General features: G+C 38.9%; 15 protein-coding genes. 8 read left to right on the top strand and 7 right to left on the bottom strand.

Annotation, left to right across the window (positions count from 1 at the left end):
• Window positions 1-29 precede the first annotated feature (29 nt).
• The 3 genes from JMN32_RS25965 to JMN32_RS25955 form a co-directional block, all read right to left on the bottom strand.
• On the bottom strand, window positions 30-2,411 hold the full coding sequence (locus JMN32_RS25965; RefSeq protein WP_202859330.1) for a ribonucleoside-diphosphate reductase subunit alpha: 2,382 nt from the start codon (window positions 2,409-2,411) through the stop codon (window positions 30-32).
• A gap of 38 nt (window positions 2,412-2,449) precedes the next feature.
• On the bottom strand, window positions 2,450-3,445 hold the full coding sequence (locus tag JMN32_RS25960; protein WP_202859329.1) for a ribonucleoside-diphosphate reductase small subunit: 996 nt from the start codon (window positions 3,443-3,445) through the stop codon (window positions 2,450-2,452).
• Window positions 3,446-3,845: 400 nt separating this feature from the next.
• Entirely contained in the window at window positions 3,846-4,346 is a 501-nt protein-coding gene (locus JMN32_RS25955; protein ID WP_202859328.1) for a hypothetical protein, read from the bottom strand.
• A 240-nt stretch (window positions 4,347-4,586) separates the two neighbouring features.
• Here JMN32_RS25955 and rplU point away from each other — a divergent pair, with 240 nt between their 5' ends.
• From rplU to JMN32_RS25915, 8 genes are all read left to right on the top strand, one after another.
• Window positions 4,587-4,898 carry a 50S ribosomal protein L21 gene (gene rplU / locus JMN32_RS25950; protein ID WP_202859327.1) on the top strand — a complete coding sequence of 104 codons (312 nt, stop codon included), beginning with the start codon at window positions 4,587-4,589 and terminating at the stop codon, window positions 4,896-4,898.
• Window positions 4,899-4,907: 9 nt separating this feature from the next.
• Window positions 4,908-5,165 carry a 50S ribosomal protein L27 gene (gene rpmA / locus JMN32_RS25945; RefSeq protein WP_202859326.1) on the top strand — a complete coding sequence of 86 codons (258 nt, stop codon included), beginning with the start codon at window positions 4,908-4,910 and terminating at the stop codon, window positions 5,163-5,165.
• A 283-nt stretch (window positions 5,166-5,448) separates the two neighbouring features.
• Window positions 5,449-8,682 (top strand): SusC/RagA family TonB-linked outer membrane protein, encoded by a 3,234-nt coding sequence (locus JMN32_RS25940; RefSeq protein WP_238354629.1) that lies wholly within the window; start codon window positions 5,449-5,451, stop codon window positions 8,680-8,682.
• Window positions 8,683-8,700: 18 nt separating this feature from the next.
• Complete coding sequence (locus JMN32_RS25935) at window positions 8,701-10,149, top strand: SusD/RagB family nutrient-binding outer membrane lipoprotein (RefSeq protein WP_202859325.1); 1,449 nt, start codon at window positions 8,701-8,703, stop codon at window positions 10,147-10,149.
• Between the two features lie 25 nt (window positions 10,150-10,174).
• A complete protein-coding gene (locus JMN32_RS25930) occupies window positions 10,175-11,467 on the top strand; it encodes a hypothetical protein (protein ID WP_202859324.1) in 1,293 nt (430 codons plus the stop codon).
• Window positions 11,468-11,562: 95 nt separating this feature from the next.
• Window positions 11,563-14,226, top strand: coding sequence for a TonB-dependent receptor (locus tag JMN32_RS25925; protein ID WP_202859323.1), 2,664 nt, complete (start codon window positions 11,563-11,565; stop codon window positions 14,224-14,226).
• Between the two features lie 4 nt (window positions 14,227-14,230).
• Window positions 14,231-15,316 carry a DUF4249 domain-containing protein gene (locus JMN32_RS25920; protein WP_202859322.1) on the top strand — a complete coding sequence of 362 codons (1,086 nt, stop codon included), beginning with the start codon at window positions 14,231-14,233 and terminating at the stop codon, window positions 15,314-15,316.
• 26 nt (window positions 15,317-15,342) lie between these two features.
• Entirely contained in the window at window positions 15,343-16,449 is a 1,107-nt protein-coding gene (locus tag JMN32_RS25915; protein ID WP_202859321.1) for a DUF4249 family protein, read from the top strand.
• A 93-nt stretch (window positions 16,450-16,542) separates the two neighbouring features.
• On the opposite strand, the gene JMN32_RS25910 is transcribed toward JMN32_RS25915, so the two are convergent.
• The 4 genes from JMN32_RS25910 to JMN32_RS25895 are packed head-to-tail and all read right to left on the bottom strand — an operon-like array spanning window position 16,543 to window position 22,922.
• On the bottom strand, window positions 16,543-17,163 hold the full coding sequence (locus tag JMN32_RS25910; protein ID WP_202859320.1) for a rhomboid family intramembrane serine protease: 621 nt from the start codon (window positions 17,161-17,163) through the stop codon (window positions 16,543-16,545).
• Window positions 17,164-17,210: 47 nt separating this feature from the next.
• Window positions 17,211-18,611: a dihydrolipoyl dehydrogenase gene (lpdA, locus tag JMN32_RS25905; RefSeq protein ID WP_202859319.1), complete on the bottom strand. Its 1,401-nt coding sequence runs from the start codon at window positions 18,609-18,611 to the stop codon at window positions 17,211-17,213.
• Window positions 18,612-18,639: 28 nt separating this feature from the next.
• Window positions 18,640-20,181, bottom strand: coding sequence for a 2-oxoglutarate dehydrogenase complex dihydrolipoyllysine-residue succinyltransferase (gene odhB / locus JMN32_RS25900; protein WP_202859318.1), 1,542 nt, complete (start codon window positions 20,179-20,181; stop codon window positions 18,640-18,642).
• A gap of 23 nt (window positions 20,182-20,204) precedes the next feature.
• Window positions 20,205-22,922, bottom strand: coding sequence for a 2-oxoglutarate dehydrogenase E1 component (locus JMN32_RS25895; RefSeq protein WP_202859317.1), 2,718 nt, complete (start codon window positions 22,920-22,922; stop codon window positions 20,205-20,207).
• Window positions 22,923-23,196 lie beyond the last annotated feature (274 nt).

Raw genomic sequence — 23,196 nt, 5'->3', positions numbered from 1 at the left:
TTAAAACCAACTAGACATTAACATTAAAATTAACTTCCACATGCTTCGCATGCATCGGGATTATCAAGTGAACAGACCATATCTGCACGCTTTTGATCTTCATTCGTCGCTACAGGTTGGTTTGCAGCAGGTTGTTGTTTGGCAGACTTATCAACCGTGAACTGAATAGCAGAAGCGGCAGCTTTTGATCTAAGGTAATACATACCAGTCTTTAACCCTTTCTTCCATGCATAGAAGTGCATAGAAGTAAGTTTTCCAAAATTCGGATCCTGAATATGTACGTTCATACTCTGGCTCTGACAAATGTATGCACCTCTATCAGCAGCCATATCGATAATTGCTTTTTGAGAAATCTCCCATACAGTTCTGTAAAGATCTTTAATATATTGAGGAATCTCCGGAATATTTTGAATGGATCCGTTTGCTTCTATCAATCTATTTTTCATACCATCATTCCAAAGTCCCAGGCCTATTAGGTCTTTCATCAAGTGCTTATTCACAATGATAAATTCTCCTGAAAGTGTTCTTCTGGTATAGATATTAGATGTATATGGCTCAAAGCACTCGTTGTTTCCTAATATCTGCGATGTTGACGCAGTAGGCATTGGAGCTAAAAGTAAAGAATTTCGTACTCCATTTTTCTTTACTTCTTTTTTAAGGCTGTCCCAATCCCATCTGCCGGAGTCAGGAGTAACACCCCACATATCAAATTGGAATATTCCTTTAGATACAGGAGACCCCTTGAATGTTTCGTATGGGCCATGCTCTTTAGCTATTTCCATAGAAGAAGTCATAGCAGCAAAGTATATGGTCTCATGAATGTGCTTATTCAATCCACGAGCTTCTTCAGAGTCAAATGGCATCTTTAACATTAGGAAAGTGTCGGCTAGCCCTTGAACACCAATACCTATTGGTCGGTGTCTGAGGTTTGACTTTTTAGCCTCTTCAACAGGGTAGTAATTAACATCAATTACCTTGTTAAGGTTTTTGGTGATCACCTTTGTGATCTCATAAAGTTTCTGATGGTCAAATTTGCCGTCCTCTGTAACAAACTTTGGTAAAGCTATTGAAGCCAAGTTACATACAGCTACTTCATCAGGAGCAGTGTACTCCATGATCTCTGTACATAAGTTACTAGACTTTATTGTTCCCAGGTTTTTTTGGTTTGACTTCTTATTAGCTGCATCCTTGTACAACATGTAAGGTGTACCGGTCTCAATCTGAGCTTCAAGGATTTCGAACCAAAGATCCTGTGCTTTTACTTGTTTTCTATATTTACCTTCTCTTTCGTATTTGGCATATAACTTCTCAAAATCTTCGCCGTAGCTATCTGAAAGACCTGGAGCTTCATTTGGACAGAAAAGAGACCAAATGTCGTTATCTTCGACTCTTTTCATGAAAAGGTCAGAGAGCCATAAGGCGTAAAAAAGATCTCTTGCCCTTAATTCTTCTTTACCATGATTTTTCTTCAAGTCAAGGAAATCGAAGATGTCAGCATGCCAAGGTTCAAGATAGATAGCAAAGCTGCCCTTTCTTTTACCACCACCTTGGTCAACGTAACGAGCGGTCATGTCAAAGTTTCTCAACATAGGAACAATACCATTGGAAACTCCACCTGTTCCTTTAATATATGAACCTGTAGCTCTTACATTGTGAATGCTTAGGCCTATACCTCCTGCTGACTGTGATATTTTGGCACATTGTTTTAGGGTATCATAGATGCCATCGATGCTATCATCTTGCATAGTTAGCAAGAAGCAAGAAGAAAGCTGAGGTTTGGGAGTACCTGCGTTAAAAAGAGTTGGTGTTGCATGAGTAAACCACTTTTCACTTAACAAATTGTATGTTTCAATAGCGGCTTCTATATCATCCATATGAATACCTACTGCAACCCTCATGAGCATGTGCTGTGGTCTTTCCACTATCTTACCATCAATTTTCATCAAGTAAGAGCGCTCTAATGTTTTGAACCCAAAGTAATCATAACTAAAATCACGATCATAAATGATAGATGAATCTAGCAACGCCGCATGTCTCTTGATAACCCCATATGCTTCCTTTGAAAGTAGCGGCGCGTTTTCCCCAGTTTTGGGATCTACATAAGTGTATAACCTTTTCATGGTATTTGAAAAGGACTTACTGGTAACCTTATGAAGGTTAGAAATGGCAATTCTCGCTGCTAACAAGGCAAAGTCAGGATGCTTCGTTGTTAATGAAGCAGCTGTTTCAGCGGCCAGATTGTCCAACTCTACGGTAGTTACTCCATCATAAATACCGTTAATAACCTTTTTTGCTATATCAACGGGCTCAATGTAATTGAGATCTAGTCCATAGCATAGCTTTTCAATGCGGGCCGTTACTTTATCGAACTTAACGGACTCCCGTCTTCCATCTCTTTTTATAACTAGCATGTCATGGGGTTTTTGGGTTATTAATTAAGTTTAAAAAATTAAAAGTCTTCATCTAGCGAGAATTTTGGTGCATCATCATCTTTATTTCCTTTCATTACACCAGCTTTCTGGTAATCTCCAACTCTTTTTTCAAAAAAGTTGGTTTTTCCTTGTAAAGAAATCATTTCCATAAAATCAAAAGGGTTTGTTGCACCATATAGCTTTTCATTAACCAGTTCTAGCAACAATCTGTCAGCAACAAACTCAATATATTGACACATGAGATCTGCATTCATCCCGATAAGGCTTACAGGTAGAGCATCGGTAACAAATTCTTTCTCTATGCTTACAGCATCTTTAATAATGCTTATAATAGTTTCTTTAGGTAACTTATTTACCACGTGATTATTATAAATTAAGCAGGCAAAGTCACAGTGTAGTCCTTCATCTCTTGATATAAGCTCATTTGAAAAGCTTAGACCGGGCATGAGGCCTCTTTTCTTTAACCAAAATATAGAGCAGAAGCTACCTGAAAAGAAAATTCCCTCAACAGCTGCAAAAGCTATAAGCCTTTCCTGAAAGCTACCCTCGTCGATCCAACGTAAAGCCCAGTCAGCTTTTTTCTTAACACAATCCATAGTGTCGATCGCATTAAAGAGCTTGTCTTTTTCTGCAGCATCCTTTACATAAGTATCGATCAATAATGAATATGTTTCTGAGTGAATATTTTCTATAGCTATTTGAAAACCATAGAAAAACTTTGCTTCAGTGTATTGAACCTCAGCAACAAAGTGTTCTGCGAGATTTTCATTAACAATGCCATCACTGGCTGCAAAAAATGCTAAAACATGCGAAATAAAATGTCTTTCTCCGTCAGACATTTTATCCCAATCCCTCATATCCTGGCTCAGATCAATCTCTTCCGCGGTCCAGAAACTCGCTTCTGCTTTTTTGTAAAATTCCCAAATATCATCATGCTTAATGGGAAAGAGTACAAAGCGATTTTTATTTTCTTTAAGAATTGGCTCTACAGCTCCGGTTTCAATATCACTCATCTTATCACTCAATTTTTAAAAATTTGAAAACATCTGACCAAAAGAGATAACTGGAGAACTTAAAAGTTCCCAGATTATTTTTTTGTTTTTCGTTGATTTTATGCCAAAAAATTACAAGGAATCATTAGGCATTTAATTGGCATTGATAGCAGCCATTAGGCCCTACAAATATTAACAAATGAGCGTTAAAATCAAAGTCAGGTAGCAAGGTATGTAAGGAAATTGTGTATTTGCGTTAACTTATTGATAGTAAGTAGTTTAATTGATTTTTGTTAATTATAACTTGTGCCGTATTTAGCCAAAAATGAAGGTTCTAAAAAAATTAAAAAGTTTTCCACATTCTCAAGCGGGATACATGTGTTTGCGTCTATTGGGAAAGTCCGAATTTCTTACATGAAAATCACTTCTTGAATAACCGTTCTTTTAAGTCGTCGGGTATGTAATCCAAATGAGGTTCGTGTTCATTCAGAAACCAGTCAGATGGACCATAGTAAGTGGTGCTTGTTACAGGGTCGATAAACTTTATGTATTTACCAGATTTGTGTTTATTAGAAAGCGCTGCAGAAATCGAGCTGCGCACTTTGCTTTTGGTTAGTTTGGGCTCTTTTTGTATAATGTAGTCAACTATTTCGGAAGAGGTGAATATTTTTGTCTTAACTTCCTGGTAATGAGTTATTTTTTTTGTCCATGGCCACTCTTCTTGATAGCTTCGGGCTTCCCATCTGGGGGCATATGAAGGGGTGTCGTGAAATATTGGCATGCTGGTAAGAGCACTTATGTGATTATCTATTTCTTGTATTTCTCTTTTGAAATCTTCTATTTTGGCCTCCAAAATCTTTTTTTTCTCGCTAAGAGCCTTCAGGTATAAGTCTGCATATTTCTCAGGAACATTAATTTTCATTTCGAGAAACTTATTTCAACAATATATTGGCAATATATCGCAAAAACAGAAGCAAGTCAAGCGTTAAAAGCAAGCAGGGCAAGCGACATGCGTGTAAGTTGGTTGTGACTATATGTTACTCTTAATATAGCATATTTAGTCTGCCTGCAATGTGCCTAATTTTGAAATTAGGTAAAGTATTTGATATTTAAGAATATTGAATTACCTTTGCAGTCCATTTTTCAAAAAATTCAAAGTTACATGTACGCAATAGTTGACATAGCCGGAAAGCAGTTCAAAGTAACAAAAGACCAATTCGTATACGCTCCAAAGATGGACGGCGAAGAAGGCGCTTCCGTTGAGTTCGACAAAGTTTTGTTATTTGGTGATGACAAAGCAGTCGAAGTAGGTGCACCATTAGTGAAAGGTGCCAAAGTAGCAGGAAAGATCCTGGGACATGTTAAAGGTGACAAGGTTGTAGTTTTTAAAAAGAAGAGAAGAAAAGGCTACAAGAAAAGAAATGGTCACCGTCAGGAATTTACTAAGGTTTTAATCGAGAATATTTCAAAATAAGAAAACACCATGGCACATAAAAAAGGAGCAGGTAGTTCGCGAAACGGAAGAGAGTCGGAAAGTAAACGACTTGGCGTTAAGATTTTTGGTGGACAAAAAGCAATTGCTGGAAATATTATTGTAAGACAAAGAGGTACTCAGCACCATCCTGGTCAAAATGTAGGAATTGGTAAAGATCATACTTTGTTTGCTTTAACAGATGGCGTTGTTACCTTTAAAAAAGGAAGAAATAACAGGTCATTTGTTTCGGTTGAGGCTGAAGCATAAACACGAATCTTAAGATACTAAATATGAAGCACGGGCGGAAGCTCGTGCTTTTTTATTCTCCAAACTTTTCCTTTCCTTAACTCCTGCAAGTACATTTATCCCTCATTTTGTGGTATTTACATATTAAATGTTTCATTTATTCAAAATGTCCTAATATTCGCCTCGAAACAATATTTATGTAGAAATATAATTTTGTTTTTCGTTGTTTGTGGGTTATCTTGGCGGATCATACCCCATATGGGGGGGATTTCTGTTCTAAATAATAACCTTAAAACAACTAATTATGAGGAAACTATTACTATTTATGAGTTTCTTCTTGGTCTCATTTATTACATGGGGTCAGGACAGGACTGTTTCTGGGAAGGTTACGTCATTGGATGACGGCTCGACTCTTCCTGGAGTAAACGTAATTTTAAAAGGCACATCTACCGGTACGGTTACCGATATAGATGGAAACTACAAACTTAGTGTTCCTTCTGAGGGAGGCACTTTGATCTTTTCATTTGTTGGTTTGGAAACCCAAGAGGTTGAAATGGGTTCCCGGTCAGTGATTGATGTACAAATGGCATCAGATGTTAAGCAACTAAGTGAAGTTGTTGTAACTGCACTTAACGTTTCTAGGGAGAAGGCTTCATTAGGTTATTCTCAGCAAACTTTGGAGGCAGATGCTGTTACTAAAGTAAAGGAAAGCAATTTTATTAACTCTCTTTCAGGAAAAGTTGCCGGTGTGCAGGTGAGAACTAACAATACTATGGGTGGTTCTACCAATATCACTATTCGTGGTAACTCATCTTTCAGTAACAACCAGCCTTTATTTGTAATTGATGGTGTTCCTGTAAGTAACGAAACTAATAACTCAGTTGCTCAGCAAGGTGGTGGATATGGTTATGACTATGGTAACCCTGCTGCTGATATTAACCCTGAAGATATTGCTTCAATGTCAGTATTGAAAGGTGCTGCGGCTACAGCGTTATATGGTTCAAGGGGACAGAATGGCGTAATCTTAATTACAACAAAGAAAGGAACTAAGAGAAAAGGTATTGGCGTGACTTTTACCAGCGGTGTTACTATTGGTAAAATTAACAAAGAGACTTTCGTTGAATATCAGGATCAATATGGTGCTGGTTATGGTAAATACTACGGAGATAATGGATACTTTGAGGAAGAGGATATCGATGGAGACGGTGTAGTTGATTACATTGTACCTACAACTGAAGATGCTTCTTTTGGTGGTCAGTTCAATCCTAATCTTAATGTTTATCATTGGGATTCTTTCGTGCCTGAGTCACCAAACTTTGGTAAAAAACGTCCTTGGGTAGCTGCTGAAAATACTCCTGTGGACTTCTTTGAAACACAAACTACATGGAATAATAGTATTTCCTTTGCTGGAGGTAACGACAAGACTACTTTCCGAATGAGTTATACTAATTTGGATATGGAAGATATTCTTCCAAATAGTGAAATGACTAAGCATACTATTAACTTTACTGGATCTTCTAAACTGACAGATAAGTTAACAGCGGATGTATTATTCCAGTACAATATTCAGGATGTAGTTGGCCGTTTCTCTACTGGTTATAGCGATAACCTAATGACTCAGTTCCGTCAGTGGTGGCAAGTGAATGTTGATGTTAAGGCTCTTGAAGATATTTATAATCAAACACACCGTAACTACACTTGGAACCCTGCAGATTACAATGATCCAACAACTCCAATATATTGGGATAACCCTTATTGGACAAGGTATGAGAACTACAACTCTGATAACAGAGATCGTACGCTTTCTAAAGTTGGTTTAAGTTACCAATTCACCGATTGGTTGAGTGCAAATGTTTCTGCTTCAATAGACTCTTATACGGAAGTTAGAGAGGAGAGAAGGGCCGTAGGTAGTATTGCAACAGCCTTTGGAGTTAATAGAACAGATGAAGGTTCTGGATATCAAAGAACTAACATAGAAAGCTCTGAGTATAACTACAATGCTATGTTGTCTGCTAACAAGCAACTTACAGATGATATTTCATTGTCAGGGTTAATCGGTTTTAACCTAAGAAAAGAGAGCTATGACTACAGCCAGGCTTCAACCAGTGGTGGTTTAGCTGTCCCAGGGCTGTATTCTCTAAGTAACTCTGTTTCTACAAACCCTTTCCCTTATGAGTACCTCAGGGAAAAGGAAGTATACGGGTATTTTGCTAACGCCAATGTTGGTTACAGAAACTTCCTATACTTGGATGGTAACTACAGAACAGATATTTCTTCAGCTCTACCGGTAGACAACAATCAGTATAACTACTATTCAATAGGTCTGGGTTTTGTGTTCTCTGAATTGGTTGACCTAGACTGGATGGATTTTGGTAAAGTAAGAGCCAGTTATGGTACTGTAGGTAATGATACAAGACCTTTGAGGGTTAAAGATGTTTATCTTCGTGAAGATAACTTTGGTAATGCTATCCTTACCCGTTTGCCTTACACCAAAAACAACCAAAACTTATTACCTGAAGAAACTGAGGAAATCGAGTTTGGTTTGCAATTCACTGGTTTAGATCGTAGACTTAATGTTGATATTGCCTACTATAAAAGAAATACTTTTGATCAGTTATTAGGTATTGATATTTCTTCATCTACTGGTTACTCTAGAAAGTATGTAAATGCTGGTGATATTGAAAATAAAGGTATTGAATTGGTTATTGGTGGTGATATCATCAGAACTGATGATTTGAAATTTAACACTACTATTAACTACACCAGAAACAGAAGTGAAGTAATTGAATTGCTCGAAGGAGCTAATAACTACGTGTTCCAGAGTTTCCAGGGAGGCGTATCAGCTAATGCTACTGTTGGTGAGCCTTTCGGAGTGTTGAGAGGTACAGGATTTGAATACCTTAACGGAGAGAAAGTAGTTGACGGAAATGGTTACTACAAAGCAGTTGCTGACCAGATCATTGGCGATCCCAATCCAGATTGGGTAATGGGTATTAACAATACTGTTTCTTACAAAGGCCTAAGCTTAGGCTTCCTTGTTGATATTCAAAGTGGTGGAGATGTTTATTCCCTTGATATGCACTATGGACAAGGTACCGGTGTAACCGATAATACTGTTGGGACTAATGACCTGGGTAATCCTATAAGAAACCCTCTTTCTGAGGGAGGTGGTGTATTGAACCCTGGTGTTACTGAAACAGGTGAGGCAAATACCACTTATGCTAGAGCTGATTACTATGGAGGTGCTTTCTACTGGGGCAATGCTAGTAGAAACCCAGGGGCTCTAACTGTATATGACGCTTCTTATGTGAAATTGAGAGAGTTGTCATTGTCATACCGTCTACCTTCAAGCATTACTGAGTCATTTGCTAATAGAGTAGATCTTTCATTAGTAGGTAGAAACCTATGGATAATTCATAAAAATGTACCTTATGCTGACCCTGAGTCAGGATTGGGTGTAGGTCCTGCTCAAGGTTACCTTTCAGGAGCTTATCCTACCGTTCGTACAATGGGCTTCAAGGTAGAAGTTGAATTTTAATCTTAGAACTATTGAGATATGAAAAAATTATTATATATATCACTTATTGCCCTCTTTTTTGTAGGGTGTGATGATCGATTGGAAGAGCTTAACACGGATAAAAGAAATCCGGCAAATGTTGATCCAACGTCATTATTTACAAGAGCGATGCGTGAGTCAGTGGATATGATGGTTAGCATCAGTGTTAACGACAATCCATTTAATTTATACGCTCAATACTGGGCACAAACTACGTATCCTGATGAAAGTCAGTATAACTTAACTGGAAGATCAATTCCAAGAAACTTCTGGAGAAATGGGTATCGTGAGTCACTTAGTAATTTGAAAAATGCGAAATTATTAATCCAAGAGCAGGTCGAGTCTGGGGCTGCTGGAGTTTCTACCGAAGTTTTGCAAAATAGAATAGCTTGTATCGACATCATGACTGGATATGTTTATTCTGTTTTGGTTGATGCTTTTGGTGATATTCCTTACACAGAGGCTCTTGATCCGGATAATTTGACTCCTGCATACGATGATGCAAGAACAGTCTACAATAGCATAATTTCTAATCTTGATGCTGCCACAGCAGCTATAGATGCTGGCGCGGCTGGATTCCCGGCTGATCAGGACCCTATGTATGAAGGTGAAATGAGCAAGTGGGTTCTTTTTGCCAACTCATTGAAGTTTAGAATGGGTATGAGACTGGCTGATGTTGATAAAACGGCCTCAGTAAGTATTGTTAATGCTGCTTTATCAGCTGGTGTATTCACTAGTAATGACGATAATGCTGCAATGACTTATTATGGTGCTTCACCTAATACCAGCCCTATTTATGAGGATTTAGTGCTAAGTGGAAGACAGGATTTTGTTGCTGCTAATACTATTGTAGATAAAATGAATTCTTTGGGTGATCCAAGAAGAGCTATTTATTTCAGAGAGAACCTAGGTGCTGGTACGTTTAATGGTGGTACTTATGGTGATGCTAATAATTACTCTGGGTTTACTCAAGTTGGAGATATACTTCATACTCCTGAATTGAAAGGCGTTATTTTGAACTATGCAGAGGTTCAATTTTTGAAAGCAGAAGCTGTTGAAAGAGGAGGATACAGTGTAAGTGGTACTGCTGAAGGGTATTACTATGCTGGCATTGAAGCTTCTTTTGATCAGTGGGATGCTGAAGGGTATTCTTCTTACATAACCCATCCTGATGTTGCTTATGCTTCAGCTCCTGGAGACTGGAAGCAAAAAATTGGTATTCAGATGTGGTTAGCTCTTTACAATCAGGGATTTGAAGGTTGGACTACATGGAGAAGACTTGACTTTACAGGCTTGAATGCTCCACCAGAAATGGCAGTGGCTGATATTCCTGTGAGATTTACCTATCCACTTGAGGAAGCTCAGTTGAACGGTGAGCAATACGCTAAAGCGGGTACTGCAATAGGTGGGGATGATGTTTCTACTAAAGTCTTCTGGGACGTATTATAATCTCAACTCTAAAAAGAATAATATAATGAAGAATAAACTATCGATATTTATATTGTCTCTCATCACAGCCGTACTATTTACGGCTTGTGGTGACGACGACTCAACTTTTAATGGTCCCTTCAGATTGAATATAGCGGGATCTAGTGAGGTTAGACCTGAGTCCACTCACGAATATACTATAGGTGATTTTACTAGTGCCGATTCATATACATGGACTGTTTCAGGTCCAGCGACTGTCAGTGGTAGTGCTACAGGTAATACAGTTTCTATTACTTTTGGAGAGGTAGGTGATGTTGTTATTACTGTTACTAATGGCACGGATACTGGTACATTTGGTGTTGAAGTAGCTAATACAGAACCAACTGTTAGTGTATCATACAATGGTGGTGGTACTCTAAGAACTGGAGAGGCTGATACAGTGTTCTTCGAGTTTGATGCTCCTTTGGCACTTGATCCTAGTTTTGCAATGAATACAACAGATTCAACTCAGTTTAATGGAGGAACGCCATTTGTGTCAGGTTCATTAGGTCCATTGGTTAAAGTGGATGCGGATTCTTACTATGCAATCTATACCGCAGGTGATGGAAATGGTACATCTGAGGCATTGTTCCAGGATATTAAATCTACGGCTACATATGGTGATGTGAATATTGACAGTGCTTTTGTAAAACTTTACAGAGTTGACAATATAGCTCCTGTTGCAACTATTGATTACTCACCTGCACTGGCAATGGACAGCACAGTAATAACTGTAACTGTTACTTTCAGTGAGTTGGTAATGGCAGCTAATCCTGCGGTTGATAGTTCGTTGCTAATTTCATTTGCTAATGCAGGTGTTGCTACTGAAACTGATACTTTAATTGCTACTGAAGATCCATTGGTTTATACTTATCAGTATACATTAAATGGAGAAGGTAATGGACAAGTAGAGGTTATCGTTAGTAATATTGCTGATCTAGCTGGTAATACATCTGAAATCTCGTCATATGAGTTGGTTGCTGATAATACAGCACCTGGTATTGATTGGTATATAGATGAGTTTACAGGATATGCCGAGGTTGGATTTATTTTACTTGGCATGGGGCCTGCTGAGGCTGGAACAGGTTATTATGCTGTATTCCCTAGTGGAGCAGCTGCACCTGCTAGTTTAGAGGAATTTGAAAATGGTGTTGTTAGTGGAACCAAGCAAATAAATGCGGGTACCTATGTTATTTATAATGTGCCGTTAGAGGCTGGAAATTATAATATTTACTTCATAGGTGAAGATCTTGCAGGTAATATGAGTCCTATCTCATCAGATAGTTTTACAGTGAATTAACACATAGATATTACCATTCATATAAAAAGCCATTCCAAAAGCTGTTTTTGGGATGGCTTTTTTTATTATTGTGTCAATCAATTGGACCCGACATAGTGAAAAATGCACTCCTTATTTTAATAATGGGTTTGGGTTGCCTTTCCCTAAAGGCACAGAACCTCAAAGATGTTTTTGTAGACCCTTCTGATAACGGTAAAATCTTCTCTGAATTCTTATACGACCTTGAAAAAAAGTATGGGGTTGATTTTATTTTTGATGAACAAAAAATCCAGGCACTAACAGTTAATGGAATTCAGGAAAGAATCAGAATTATAGATTACCTGGATTACTATCTTGTTCAATATAAAGTAGTCAAGACTCATGATAACATCCTCTTTATTGTAGATAAACATCTAGGAGAGGAATTTGGTAAGAGAAAGGATAACTATGTAGCTGTTAAAGCTAATACGAAGGGTGGCATTGTAACCCTTGAGGGTGTTGTTACGGATGCCGGAACCGATGATCCGATAGTTGGTGCTCAGGTATATATATCAAAATTGAATAAAGGTGCTCTCACGGATGTAAATGGACGATTTAAGTTCTCTGTTGATCCTGATACCTATAAAATAGACATTCGTTTTGTTGGGTATGAAACCACTACTTTGATAGTAGCCTTTAGTCCATATGGAGATCAACAGCAGATTGAATCCTCAATTTTTCCTGAGTCGAAGGAGCTTGATGGGGTGACTATTACAGCTGAGAGAATTGATAGAAACGTTACAAGTGAACTTACAGGTGTAGAGGCATTGGGTATTGAGACCATTAAGTCTTTACCTACATTTTTAGGCGAGGTTGATCCTATTAAGAGTTTGACCACATTGCCGGGTGTAAGTACTGTCGGCGAACTTTCCTCCGGGTTCAATGTAAGAGGTGGGGAAACCGGACAAAATTTGATTTTACAGGATGGAGCAACCATATACAATCCAGCTCATATGTTTGGGTTCTTTTCGGCTTTTAACCCAGATATGGTTAGTGATGTTGTACTATATAAAGGAGGTGGCCCAGCCAATTTCGGAAGTAGGGTATCCTCAGTTCTGGATGTGAAGTTAAGGAACGGTGATGCTGGTAAGCATAAGGTATCCGGAGGAGTAGGGCTTGTGTCCAGTAGATTGACAGTTGAAGGGCCAATAAAGAGAAGTAAATCTTCTTATTTATTAGGTGGTAGAATTTCTTATAGTAATTGGCTACTAAAGGCGACAGACGATATTCAATTGCAAAACAGTTCGGCAGAATTTTATGATGTGACTGCTAAAGTATTTCAGACGATCAATGAAAATAATTTCATAACCGTTTCTGGATATAGAAGCAGTGATGGTTTTCAGCTTGCCAGCGATTCAACCTTTAGTTGGGAAACCACAAATGCTTCAATCAGGTGGGATCATACCTTTAACCAAAATTTATCTTCTTCAGTTAATGTTGCCAGCAGTAATTATTTGAGTAAGGTTGATAACCCTGATCCTATTGAGGGTTTTACTTACGAAAATGCTATCAATAATATCAGGCTAAAGGCAGAGTTCAATTATAGTAAAGATGATAAATTAAAGCTGTTAGCTGGTATTGAAGGGGAAGGTTTGATTATAGAGCCAGGCAGGCTTGAGCCCTTAATAGAGGGTAGTAATGTCATTGGATCTGACATGAATGATCAGAGGGCGCTTGAAACAGCGGCCTATCTCCAATCAAATGTACAATTATCTGCCAAGTTATCGTTATCTGCAGGGTTGAGATATTCCCGCTTCATGAGGCTGGGTAGTGATGAAATATATAAATTTGATTATGCCGATATCAATGGGAGGTATCCTGCTATTGTAGATACCTTGGTTTATGAGGATGGAGATGTTATTAAATCGTTTGGAGGTCTGGAACCAAGAGTATCGCTAAGATTTTTGTTATCAGAGAGCTCTTCTCTTAAAGCAAGTTATTATAGGGGCTATCAGTATTTACATTTAATTTCTAACACAACATCTACAACCCCTCAGGATTATTGGGTTGCAAGTGGTCCTTATTTAAAGCCTGCAATGGGTGATCAGTTTTCATTAGGGGCTTTTAAAAACTTTAAGGATAACGTATATGAATTATCTGTAGAAGGGTTTTATAAACAGGTTTCTAATTCTATTGATTATATAGAAGGTGCCGATATCACGCTTAACCCATCTCTCGAAGCAGGCTTAACTTCTGGTAAAGGATTGGCCTATGGAGTGGAATTCTTACTGAAGAAGAATCAGGGTACAGTTAACGGTTGGATAGCTTATACTTTTTCAAGAAGCCTTAGGAAGTTTGATTCGGATGTACATGAAACTAAGGTTATCAATAAAGGAGATTATTACCCTGCTACATATGATCAGCCTCATAATCTATCCTTAGTGTTTAACTACCGACTGGGAGGGAGAGCAACCTTCTCCACAAACTTTAGCTATAGTACGGGTAGACCTATTACTATACCCGTGTCGAAATTTTCTTATGAGGCGTATCTTTCAGTGTTGAATTACTCTGAAAGAAATGAATATCGTATACCGGATTATCACAGATTGGATTTTTCGTTAACTATTAAAGATAAACCAAGAAAGAATAAGCGGTTTATGGGTGAATGGATAATTTCTGTATTTAATGTTTATAGTAGAAATAACGCCTATTCGATATTTTTCGATAGATACGGAAAGGCAAGTAAGCTTTCTGTTCTAGGTAGTGCTTTCCCTTCGATATCATACAATTTTACTTTCTAGGAAAATGCAGAGGGGGCTCTTGTTTTGTTTATTTATCTTATTTAGTAATGGCTGTATAGAGCCATACGAGTTTGTAATAAGGAACAATTCACCAGCCTTGGTAGTTGAGGGGTTTATATCGGATGTTTCATATAATGAAACACTGGAATACCCAAATGATGGCAGGTATTTCTATGTTAAACTCAGCTATACTAGTGACGTTACTAACCGTAGAGGGGAGGCAGTTACTGGTGCAGTGGTCAAGCTTGAAAATGAGAGTAATCAAGGATGGTTATACACTGAGGAGGGTGATGGAAAGTACCTACTTTTGGATAAAGATTTTAAAGCGATGAAGGGTGGTAAGTACAGGATATTAGTGGACCTTCCTGAAGGTGAGCATTATGAAAGCGAATGGGAAGCTGTGCCTGATGGAAATTTAGCACCTATTGGGAATATATCATATGAAGAAACGGAGGAGCTTAGCTATCAGTATGTTGCCCAGGAGGAAGTAATTCGAGAAATTCAGGGGGTTGATGTTAGGATAGGCTTGCCTATAAATGAAACCCAAAGTAGTGTTTACTATCTTTGGAAATTTGAGCCTACGTGGAAATTTGAATCACCTAGCAATCCTTCTGTAAATAGAAGGTGCTGGATAAGCAGCGACGTTTATTTATCTGATTATGTACTTCATGAAGATAACGTCGGAGGGTATGACAAAAAGTTATTCTTTATGGAGACAGTAGGTAATGAGAGACTACTCTGGGATTTTTCACTTCTTGTAAAACAGTTTGCTATTAGCAAGGATTACTACCAGTTCATGAGTGATATGCAAAAACAAACAAATACTTCGCTTAGCGACGCTCTTCCTTATAATCTGCAAACAAACCTTAAAGCAAAGGATGGAACAGGTGTAAAAGGGTATTTTACAGTGGTTAGTGAAAGAGCAACACGTTGGTATTTTAGTCAGAGAGATCTTTCATATGTACTTAAAGATAAAATTAGGGAGTATTGTTTGAATCCACTTTCAGATAAAGGCCCTTTGTGTTGGGATTGTATGGCATATGGAAACGGTGTTCCAAGTACAAGCCCCCCGGTTTGGTGGAAAAAGTAATAATGATTATCAAAATTATAAATAGTATGGGCTTCAGGTTTTTTTATGTACTGCTTTTCATTGCAATTATAGGATGTATTGAGCCTTATGAGTTTGTTATCAAGGATGATACGCCTGTATTGATAGTTGATGGATTTATTACGGATGTTTCGTATGAACAGTCAAGGGCATACCCAAATGATGGTCGCTACTTCAAGGTTAAGCTAAGCTATACAAGCGATGTTACGAACAAGAGAGGGGAGCCTGTGGTTGGAGCCTCAATCCAGTTATTATCCGGAGATAGTAAAAATAGTTGGTGGTATCATGAGATTAATGAAGGCGAATATTGGCTTGCTTATGGTGATTTTGCCGCAAGCCCGGGGATGGATTATAAGCTATCAATCTCTCTTCCTGATGGTGATAAATTTGAATCTGAATGGCTGAGACTTCCTGAGGTTGATGGTCAGGAAATGGGGGATGTGTCGTTTACAGAGTTATCAAAAGAGGTCCATGAGATTGTGGCGGGAGAGAAAAAGGTTAAAACCATAGAGGGTATTAATGTGAATGTTGGTATCCCTAAAAATGAAAGTGGACTACCTAGGTACTACAAATGGGATTTTGAGCCTATATGGGAATATACTGTTCCTTTAAGACCTTATATTAATAAAACATGTTGGATACGCAGCAGCACCTATTTGCCAAACTATACTTTGCAGGAGGATCATGTAGGCGGATATGCAAATGACCTTTTCTTTATGGAAACGCACGGCAATGAGCGATTGTTTGAGAAGTTCTCTCTGCTGGTAAAACAGTATATACTCAATGAAAAAGACTATTATTTCTTCCAAGAATTGCAGGAACAGGCTACAGCAGGAGCCTTTTTCGATAAACCTCCTTACAACCTAAAGACTAATATTAACAGCGTAGAGGGTGACAAAAAGGTTGTTGGGTATTTTTGGATAGCCTCAGAGCAGGCAAAAAGGTGGTATTTTGATATCACTGATTTATCATACTATGTATATAATCATTTGCGCGAAGAATGTCTCAAGCCTTATGGACCTCCAGCTATTGGAGATATTGATCCTTGCAAGGATTGTCTTGGATACCCCAATGGCAAGGCTACACTGGAAAAACCGGAATGGTGGATTAGATAAATGGCAATTCCCTATAAATTAGGGTTCTAAACAACTAGACCGTAGTAAGTACTGTCAAAGTCGTTGTCTTAACCAATAGGCTTTGTTAAGGTGTTAGAAAAGACTGAGGTTGCCCAGTTGATCTATAAAATGTAGAATAACTTTGGGATAGACCAATATAGTAAATCCAACCCCAAACAAAGCGCCATAAAGGTGAGCATCATGATTGATATTGTCAGCCCCTCTTTTACCCATGTAGGCTGAGTATAGGAGGTACAATGCGGCCCACACTATACCAGGTAGTCCGATAATACCATAGAGGTATAGCTTTTGAGCTGGGGCAAACAGGATAAAGCTAAACAAAACCGAAGCAACACCACCAGAGGCTCCCAAGGCGTTGTAATATGCGTGGTTTTTATGCTTTAAGTAAGTTGGTATGTCAGAAACTATTATCCCCAACAGATAGAGTGCTACGAAAATGGCCTTTCCACTAATACCATAAATTGCAGCAAAAACATATTCAACTTGCTCTCCGAACATCCAAAGTACCAACATATTGAATAGTAAATGTACGAAGTCATTATGAATGAACCCTGATGTGACAAAACGGTAATACTGTCGGTATTCGTTTACACTATATGGATTGAATATCCATTTCCTAAGCAGATCCTGATTGTTCCATGCATATAAGCTGGCAAGAACAGTGATAATTACAAGTATTAATGTCACTGACATAATTGGCTAAAAAATAATGCCCGGATTGGATTCCGGGCATTCTATAATTAAATGTGAATGGGTCTATTATCAGTTGCCGCCAGACAGGCTTCTTTTACTGCTTCCATGTACGTTGGGTGAGCGTGTGACATGCGTGACACATCTTCAGCTGCCGCTCTAAACTCCATGGCTGTAACTCCTGCTGCGATCATATCGGCTGCTCTTGCACCGATGATATGAATGCCAAGAATTTCATCTGTTTGCTTATCAGCAAGCACTTTTACTTGTCCATCGATATCCATACTAGCTCTGGCTCTGCCTAAGGCTTTGAAAGGGAAAGCTCCTGTTTTATAAGCTCTACCTTCCTCTTTCAGCTCCTCTTCTGTATAACCTACACTGGCAACCTCTGGCCAGGTATATACCACACCTGGTATTAAGCGGTAGTTAATATGCGGTTTCTGACCTGCAAATTGCTCTGCTACCATTGTGCCCTCTTCCTCGGCTTTATGCGCAAGCATGGCACCTTTCACTACGTCACCAATAGCATAGATATTATCAATGTTAGTTTTTAAGTGATTGTCGACCTCTATTCTCCCTCGATCGTCGGTTTTAATACCTACATTTTCAAGCCCAAGACCAGCAGTATATGGTTTCCTGCCGATAGCAACGAGGCAGTAATCGCCTTTGATCTCAACGATGCCGCCCTTTTTGTCCTCAGCTTTAACAACAACCTCCTTACCTTTGGGTTCTACAGAAGTTACCTTATGACTGACCTTAATATCCATACCTAATTTTTTGGCAGACCTTGTAAGCTCTTTGCCCATGGTGCCATCCATAGTAGGTATTATCTTGTCCATATATTCAACCACGGTAACTTTGGAGCCAATTCTTGAATAAACAGAACCCAGCTCCATACCTATCACACCACCACCAATCACGATAAGGTGTTTGGGTATTTCTTTTAACTCCAATGCCTCAGTGCTGCTAATCACGCGCTTTTTATCTATTTTGGCAAAAGGCAGATCCGCAGGTTTTGAACCTGTGGCAATGATTACTTTATCGGTTTTTATTTCCTTGGCATCACCTTTTTCAGGGGTGATTTTAATGGTGTTCTTATCAACAAAAGATCCTACACCATGGTGAACATCGATTTTGTTTTTTTTCATTAAAAAATCAATGCCATCGCAGGTCTGTTTTACCACACTTGCCTTTCGGTCAATCATTTGCTTTAGGTTTACCTTTGGCTTACTGATCTCAATGCCATGCTCTTTAAAATGAGTTACCGCATTATGGTAGTGCTCTGTCGAATCCAACATTGCTTTGGATGGAATACAGCCTACATTTAAGCAGGTTCCACCAAGGGTATTATACTTTTCAATAATGGCTGTTTTAAAACCGAGCTGTGCGCTGCGGATAGCAGCTACATATCCACCAGGGCCTGAACCAATTACTGTTACGTCGTATTGCATGTTAATATTTTTTAAACCAAAGTTTTATTTATACTCCCAACATTAAGCGAGTAGGATCTTCAAGTAACTCTTTTACCCTTACAAGGAAGCTTACCGACTCTCTACCGTCAATGGTTCTATGATCATAAGATAGTGCAACGTACATGATCGGTCTGACTTGGACTTCACCATTAACTACTACAGGTCTTTCTACAATATTATGCATTCCAAGAATTGCAGACTGTGGTGCATTTATGATCGGTGTTGAAAGCATTGAGCCAAACACACCTCCATTAGTAATCGTGAATGTGCCACCGGTCATTTCATCAATTGTGAGCTTCCCATCGCGTGCTTTTACGGCAAGTCTGATAATCTCACTTTCGATACTCTGAAAATCCATTGCCTCAGCACTTCTAACCACTGGAACTACGAGCCCCCTAGGGGTCGAAACGGCGATTGAAATATCACAATAGTCATGGTAAACTATTTCATCGCCATCAATTGCTGCGTTTACTGCCGGCCATTCTTTAAGAGCCTGACAGCATGCTTTGGTGAAGAATGACATAAAACCTAAACCAACACCGTATTTTTCTTTGAATTGATCTTTATATTTTTTACGTAGATCCATAATAGGTTTCATATCCACCTCGTTGAAGGTAGTCAACATAGCTGTTTCATTTTTAACAGCTACAAGTCTTCTGGAGATGGTTTTACGCAGGTTAGTCATTTTTTCTCTGCGCTCGTCTCTGGCTCCTGCAGCACTTGTACTGGTGGCTGCTGGTTTGGAGGTATCTTTTGGTGCTTGCTGAGTAGGCTTCTGAGCTTTCTCAGCATCTTCTTTAGTAATACGTCCATCAATACCACTACCTTTTACGTCTCCGGCATTAATACCCTTTTCTTCGAGAATTTTTGCTGCAGCAGGTGAAGGGTGCCCAGTCGCATATGTTGTTTCTCCTGAAACTGATACTGATGATGTTTCTGCGGGCTTTTCTTGGCTTGTTGAAGAAGTTGTTCCAGAAGGTTTTCCTTCCATAACTTCAATTTTACAAAGTAGAGCACCAATTTCTAAAGTATCACCTTCACTGGCTACCGTACGAAGTATTCCATTCGCTTCAGCAGGTAGTTCAAAAGTGGCCTTATCTGATTCGATTTCTGCTATTGTTTCGTCGAGCTCTACAAAATCTCCATCTTTTTTAAACCAAGAAGCTAATGTGACCTCAGTAATAGACTCCCCAAGCTCTGATACATGCATTTCTTTTATTTCTCCGGTTTTCTTACCCTCTTCAGAGTCATCGGAAGAAGTAGTGGTACTTGCCGTACTTTCTTTAGGAGCATCACTTTTCCCGCCAGCCTTAGCGTCGGTATCGATTTCTGCTATTACTGCACCAACCGCAACAGTATCTCCCTCGTTGGCCTTAATGCGTAGCACGCCAGAAGCTTCTGCTGGAAATTCCTGAGTAGCTTTATCAGTTTCAATTTCAGCAATGATTTCGTCCTGTTCTACATAGTCTCCGTCGCTCTTTAACCAAGAGCCTATAACTACTTCGGTGATTGACTCACCTACTTCAGGAATTTTGATTTCTAAACTCATCGGAATATATTTTTAATATGTTATTACTTGTCAAATGCTTTTTCTACTATACGTGCTTGTTCTACTTTATGCACTTTTGCATAACCGGTTGCCGGAGATGCACTGGCTTTTCTAGAAACTAATTCTAGTTTGGAGTCTTCCTTAAATCGCTTGATGAACCACCAATACCCCATGTTTGAGGGTTCTTCCTGTACCCAATATAGTTCAGCATTTTTATACTGTTTCAGTACCTTGTCAAGTTGCTTTTTAGGGAAAGGGTACAATTGCTCAATTCTTACAATGGCAATGTCTTTGATTTTTTTCTTTTCTTGCTCTTCCAGCAAGTCATAGTAGACTTTACCACTACATAGCAATACCCGTTTAACCGATTTTTTAGTAACATAGTTGTCATCGATTACCTCTTGGAATTTACTCTCCGTAAAATCTGTGATTGGAGATATCACCTTAGGGTGCCTAAGAAGCGATTTTGGAGAAAATACGATACAAGGCTTTCTGAAGCTCCAGGTTACTTGTCTTCTTAGTAAATGAAATATGTTTGCAGGAGTAGTACAGTTGGCTGCAATCATGTTTTCTTCAGCGGCTAACTGCAAAAACCTTTCAGGTCTGGCATTGGAGTGCTCAGGCCCCTGTCCTTCATAACCATGCGGAAGTAACATTACAAGACCATTCATACGCTGCCACTTGGATTCGGCACTGGTTATAAACTGGTCAATCATAACTTGGGCACCATTGGCAAAATCTCCAAATTGAGCTTCCCAAAGTACCAATGCATTGGGTGTGGCCATTGCATATCCATATTCGAAACCTAGAACACCAAACTCAGAAAGCAGGGAGTTATAGATCTGGAATTTTTGCTGACCTTCTTCAATATGATTGAGGTTGCAATATGGCTCGTTAGTATTGGCATCGAATACAAACGAGTGTCTGTGAGAGAATGTACCTCTTTTCACATCCTGGCCAGACATACGAACCAACTTATTCTCGGTCAATAAAGATCCGTAAGCCAGCAATTCCGCATCAGCCCAATTGAGTTCCTTCTTCTCTAAGAAATTAGTTTTTCTGTCTTTAATGAGCTTATCGATTTGCTTTAAGGGTTTAAACCCTTTAGGAAGAGAAGTAAGCGCTTTAGCTACTTTATCAACAACTTTCAGATCTATGCTCGTGTCTGGAGACTCATCAAAATCTTCTGGTTTAGCCCTGTGTAAGAGCTGCCATTCTTCTTCTACCTTTTGAGGTTTGTAAGGAAGAGGCTTCTGCTTCACTTCGTTAAGCCTGTCTTGTAATAGGTCTCTAAATTCTTTATCAAGCTTTTTGGAATTCTCCTCATCAATATCCCCACGCTCAATTAGAGTCTTTACATAGATTTCTCTTGGGTTAGGGTGTTTGGCGATGAGGCTATATAATTTTGGCTGAGTGAATTTTGGTTCGTCAGCTTCGTTGTGACCATGTCTTCTGTAGCATAGGAGATCAATAAAAATATCCTTGCCAAATCTTTGGTTATATTCTACCGCCAATTTTGAAGCAAACACTACAGCTTCAGGATCATCTCCATTGATGTGAAGTACCGGGGCATCTATGATTTTGGCAACATCAGTACAGTAGATACTTGATCTGGCATCATCATAATCGGTAGTAAAACCAACCTGGTTATTAATTACAAAGTGAATAGTTCCGCCTGTGGAATAGCCATCAAGCTCTGACATTTGTATGATCTCGTAAACAAGACCTTGACCCGCTAATGCTGCGTCTCCATGAATTAATACTGACATGGCCTTTTTTGGGTCTCCGCTGTACTCGTCATCAATTTGACCTCGTGTATAACCTAAAACGACAGGATCCACTGCTTCAAGGTGAGATGGGTTTGGTGTCAATTTTACATAAACATCTTTGTTTGAGACAGTTTTTATCCGGCTGGAATATCCCATGTGATACTTTACGTCACCATCACCCATGGTAAGGTCAGGGTCTGTTGTTCCCTCAAATTCACTGAATATTTCCTCATAGGTTTTGCCCATGATGTTGGCCAGTACGTTAAGGCGGCCTCTATGTGCCATACCAATAACAACCTCTTTTACATCGAAGTTTGTCGCATAGTGTATGATCTGATCAAGGGCCGGAATGGTGTTTTCTCCACCTTCGAGAGAGAACCTTTTCTGACCAAGAAATTTTGTGTGCAGAAAGTTTTCAAAGACTACAGCTTCATTCAGCTTGCTTAGAATTCTTTGCTTAGTGCTTTTATCTGGGTTCGTGTCGAGGCCTTCTTTTTCACATTTTCTTTTGAACCAATCAAGAATTTCTGAATCACGGATGTGCATATATTCAAAACCTATATGGCCCAAATAAATTGTGTCCAGCGTTTCAATGATCTTTTTTAGGCTGGCTTTACCCAAACCTATTTCACTGCCAACTTCAAATTCCGTATTCAAGTCATTATCTGATAAACCGAAATCCTTATATGATAGCGTTACATTGTGGTTACGCCTTGTACGTACCGGGTTTGTATCTGACTTTAAATGCGCCCTTGAGCGGTATGCGTGAATCAGGTTGCGCACCTGGGTCTCCTTAGAGCTTTCTTCAGTGGAGACATGTCCGTTTTCCCCAAACTTCTGTTGAGAAAATTCAAAACCTTCGAAAAACTTTTGCCATGATTGATCTACTGATGAGGGATCCTGCTTGTATGCTTGATACAGCTCATCCAGATAATGGCCGTGAGCGTTGGAAATGTAGGAGTATTTATCCATGGGTTTGTTCTTGTGAAATTGTAAAACAAATGTAGGTAAGATAAATACAATTAAAAAATCGTTTATTCGCTTTAACAAATTTGTTTAATTTTCAGTATAGTTGAGGGCTTTTTAGGGATTCACACTTTTCTGGTTAAAATTGGAACACTAGCGACAGCTATTTGTTTGCAAAATAACTAACCCTTCTTCCCAATAAGATGTATTTCAAGGTATGCGTCCTTCTTTTACTTTGGCTGTGTGAATTATTTGGAAAATAACCTTATCTTTGCAGTCT

This window comes from Fulvivirga marina (genome assembly GCF_016775155.1).
GTDB lineage: Bacteria > Bacteroidota > Bacteroidia > Cytophagales > Cyclobacteriaceae > Fulvivirga > Fulvivirga marina.
The sequence above is the reverse complement of the archived record's forward strand: the minus strand, read 5'-3'. Positions and strand labels throughout refer to the sequence as shown.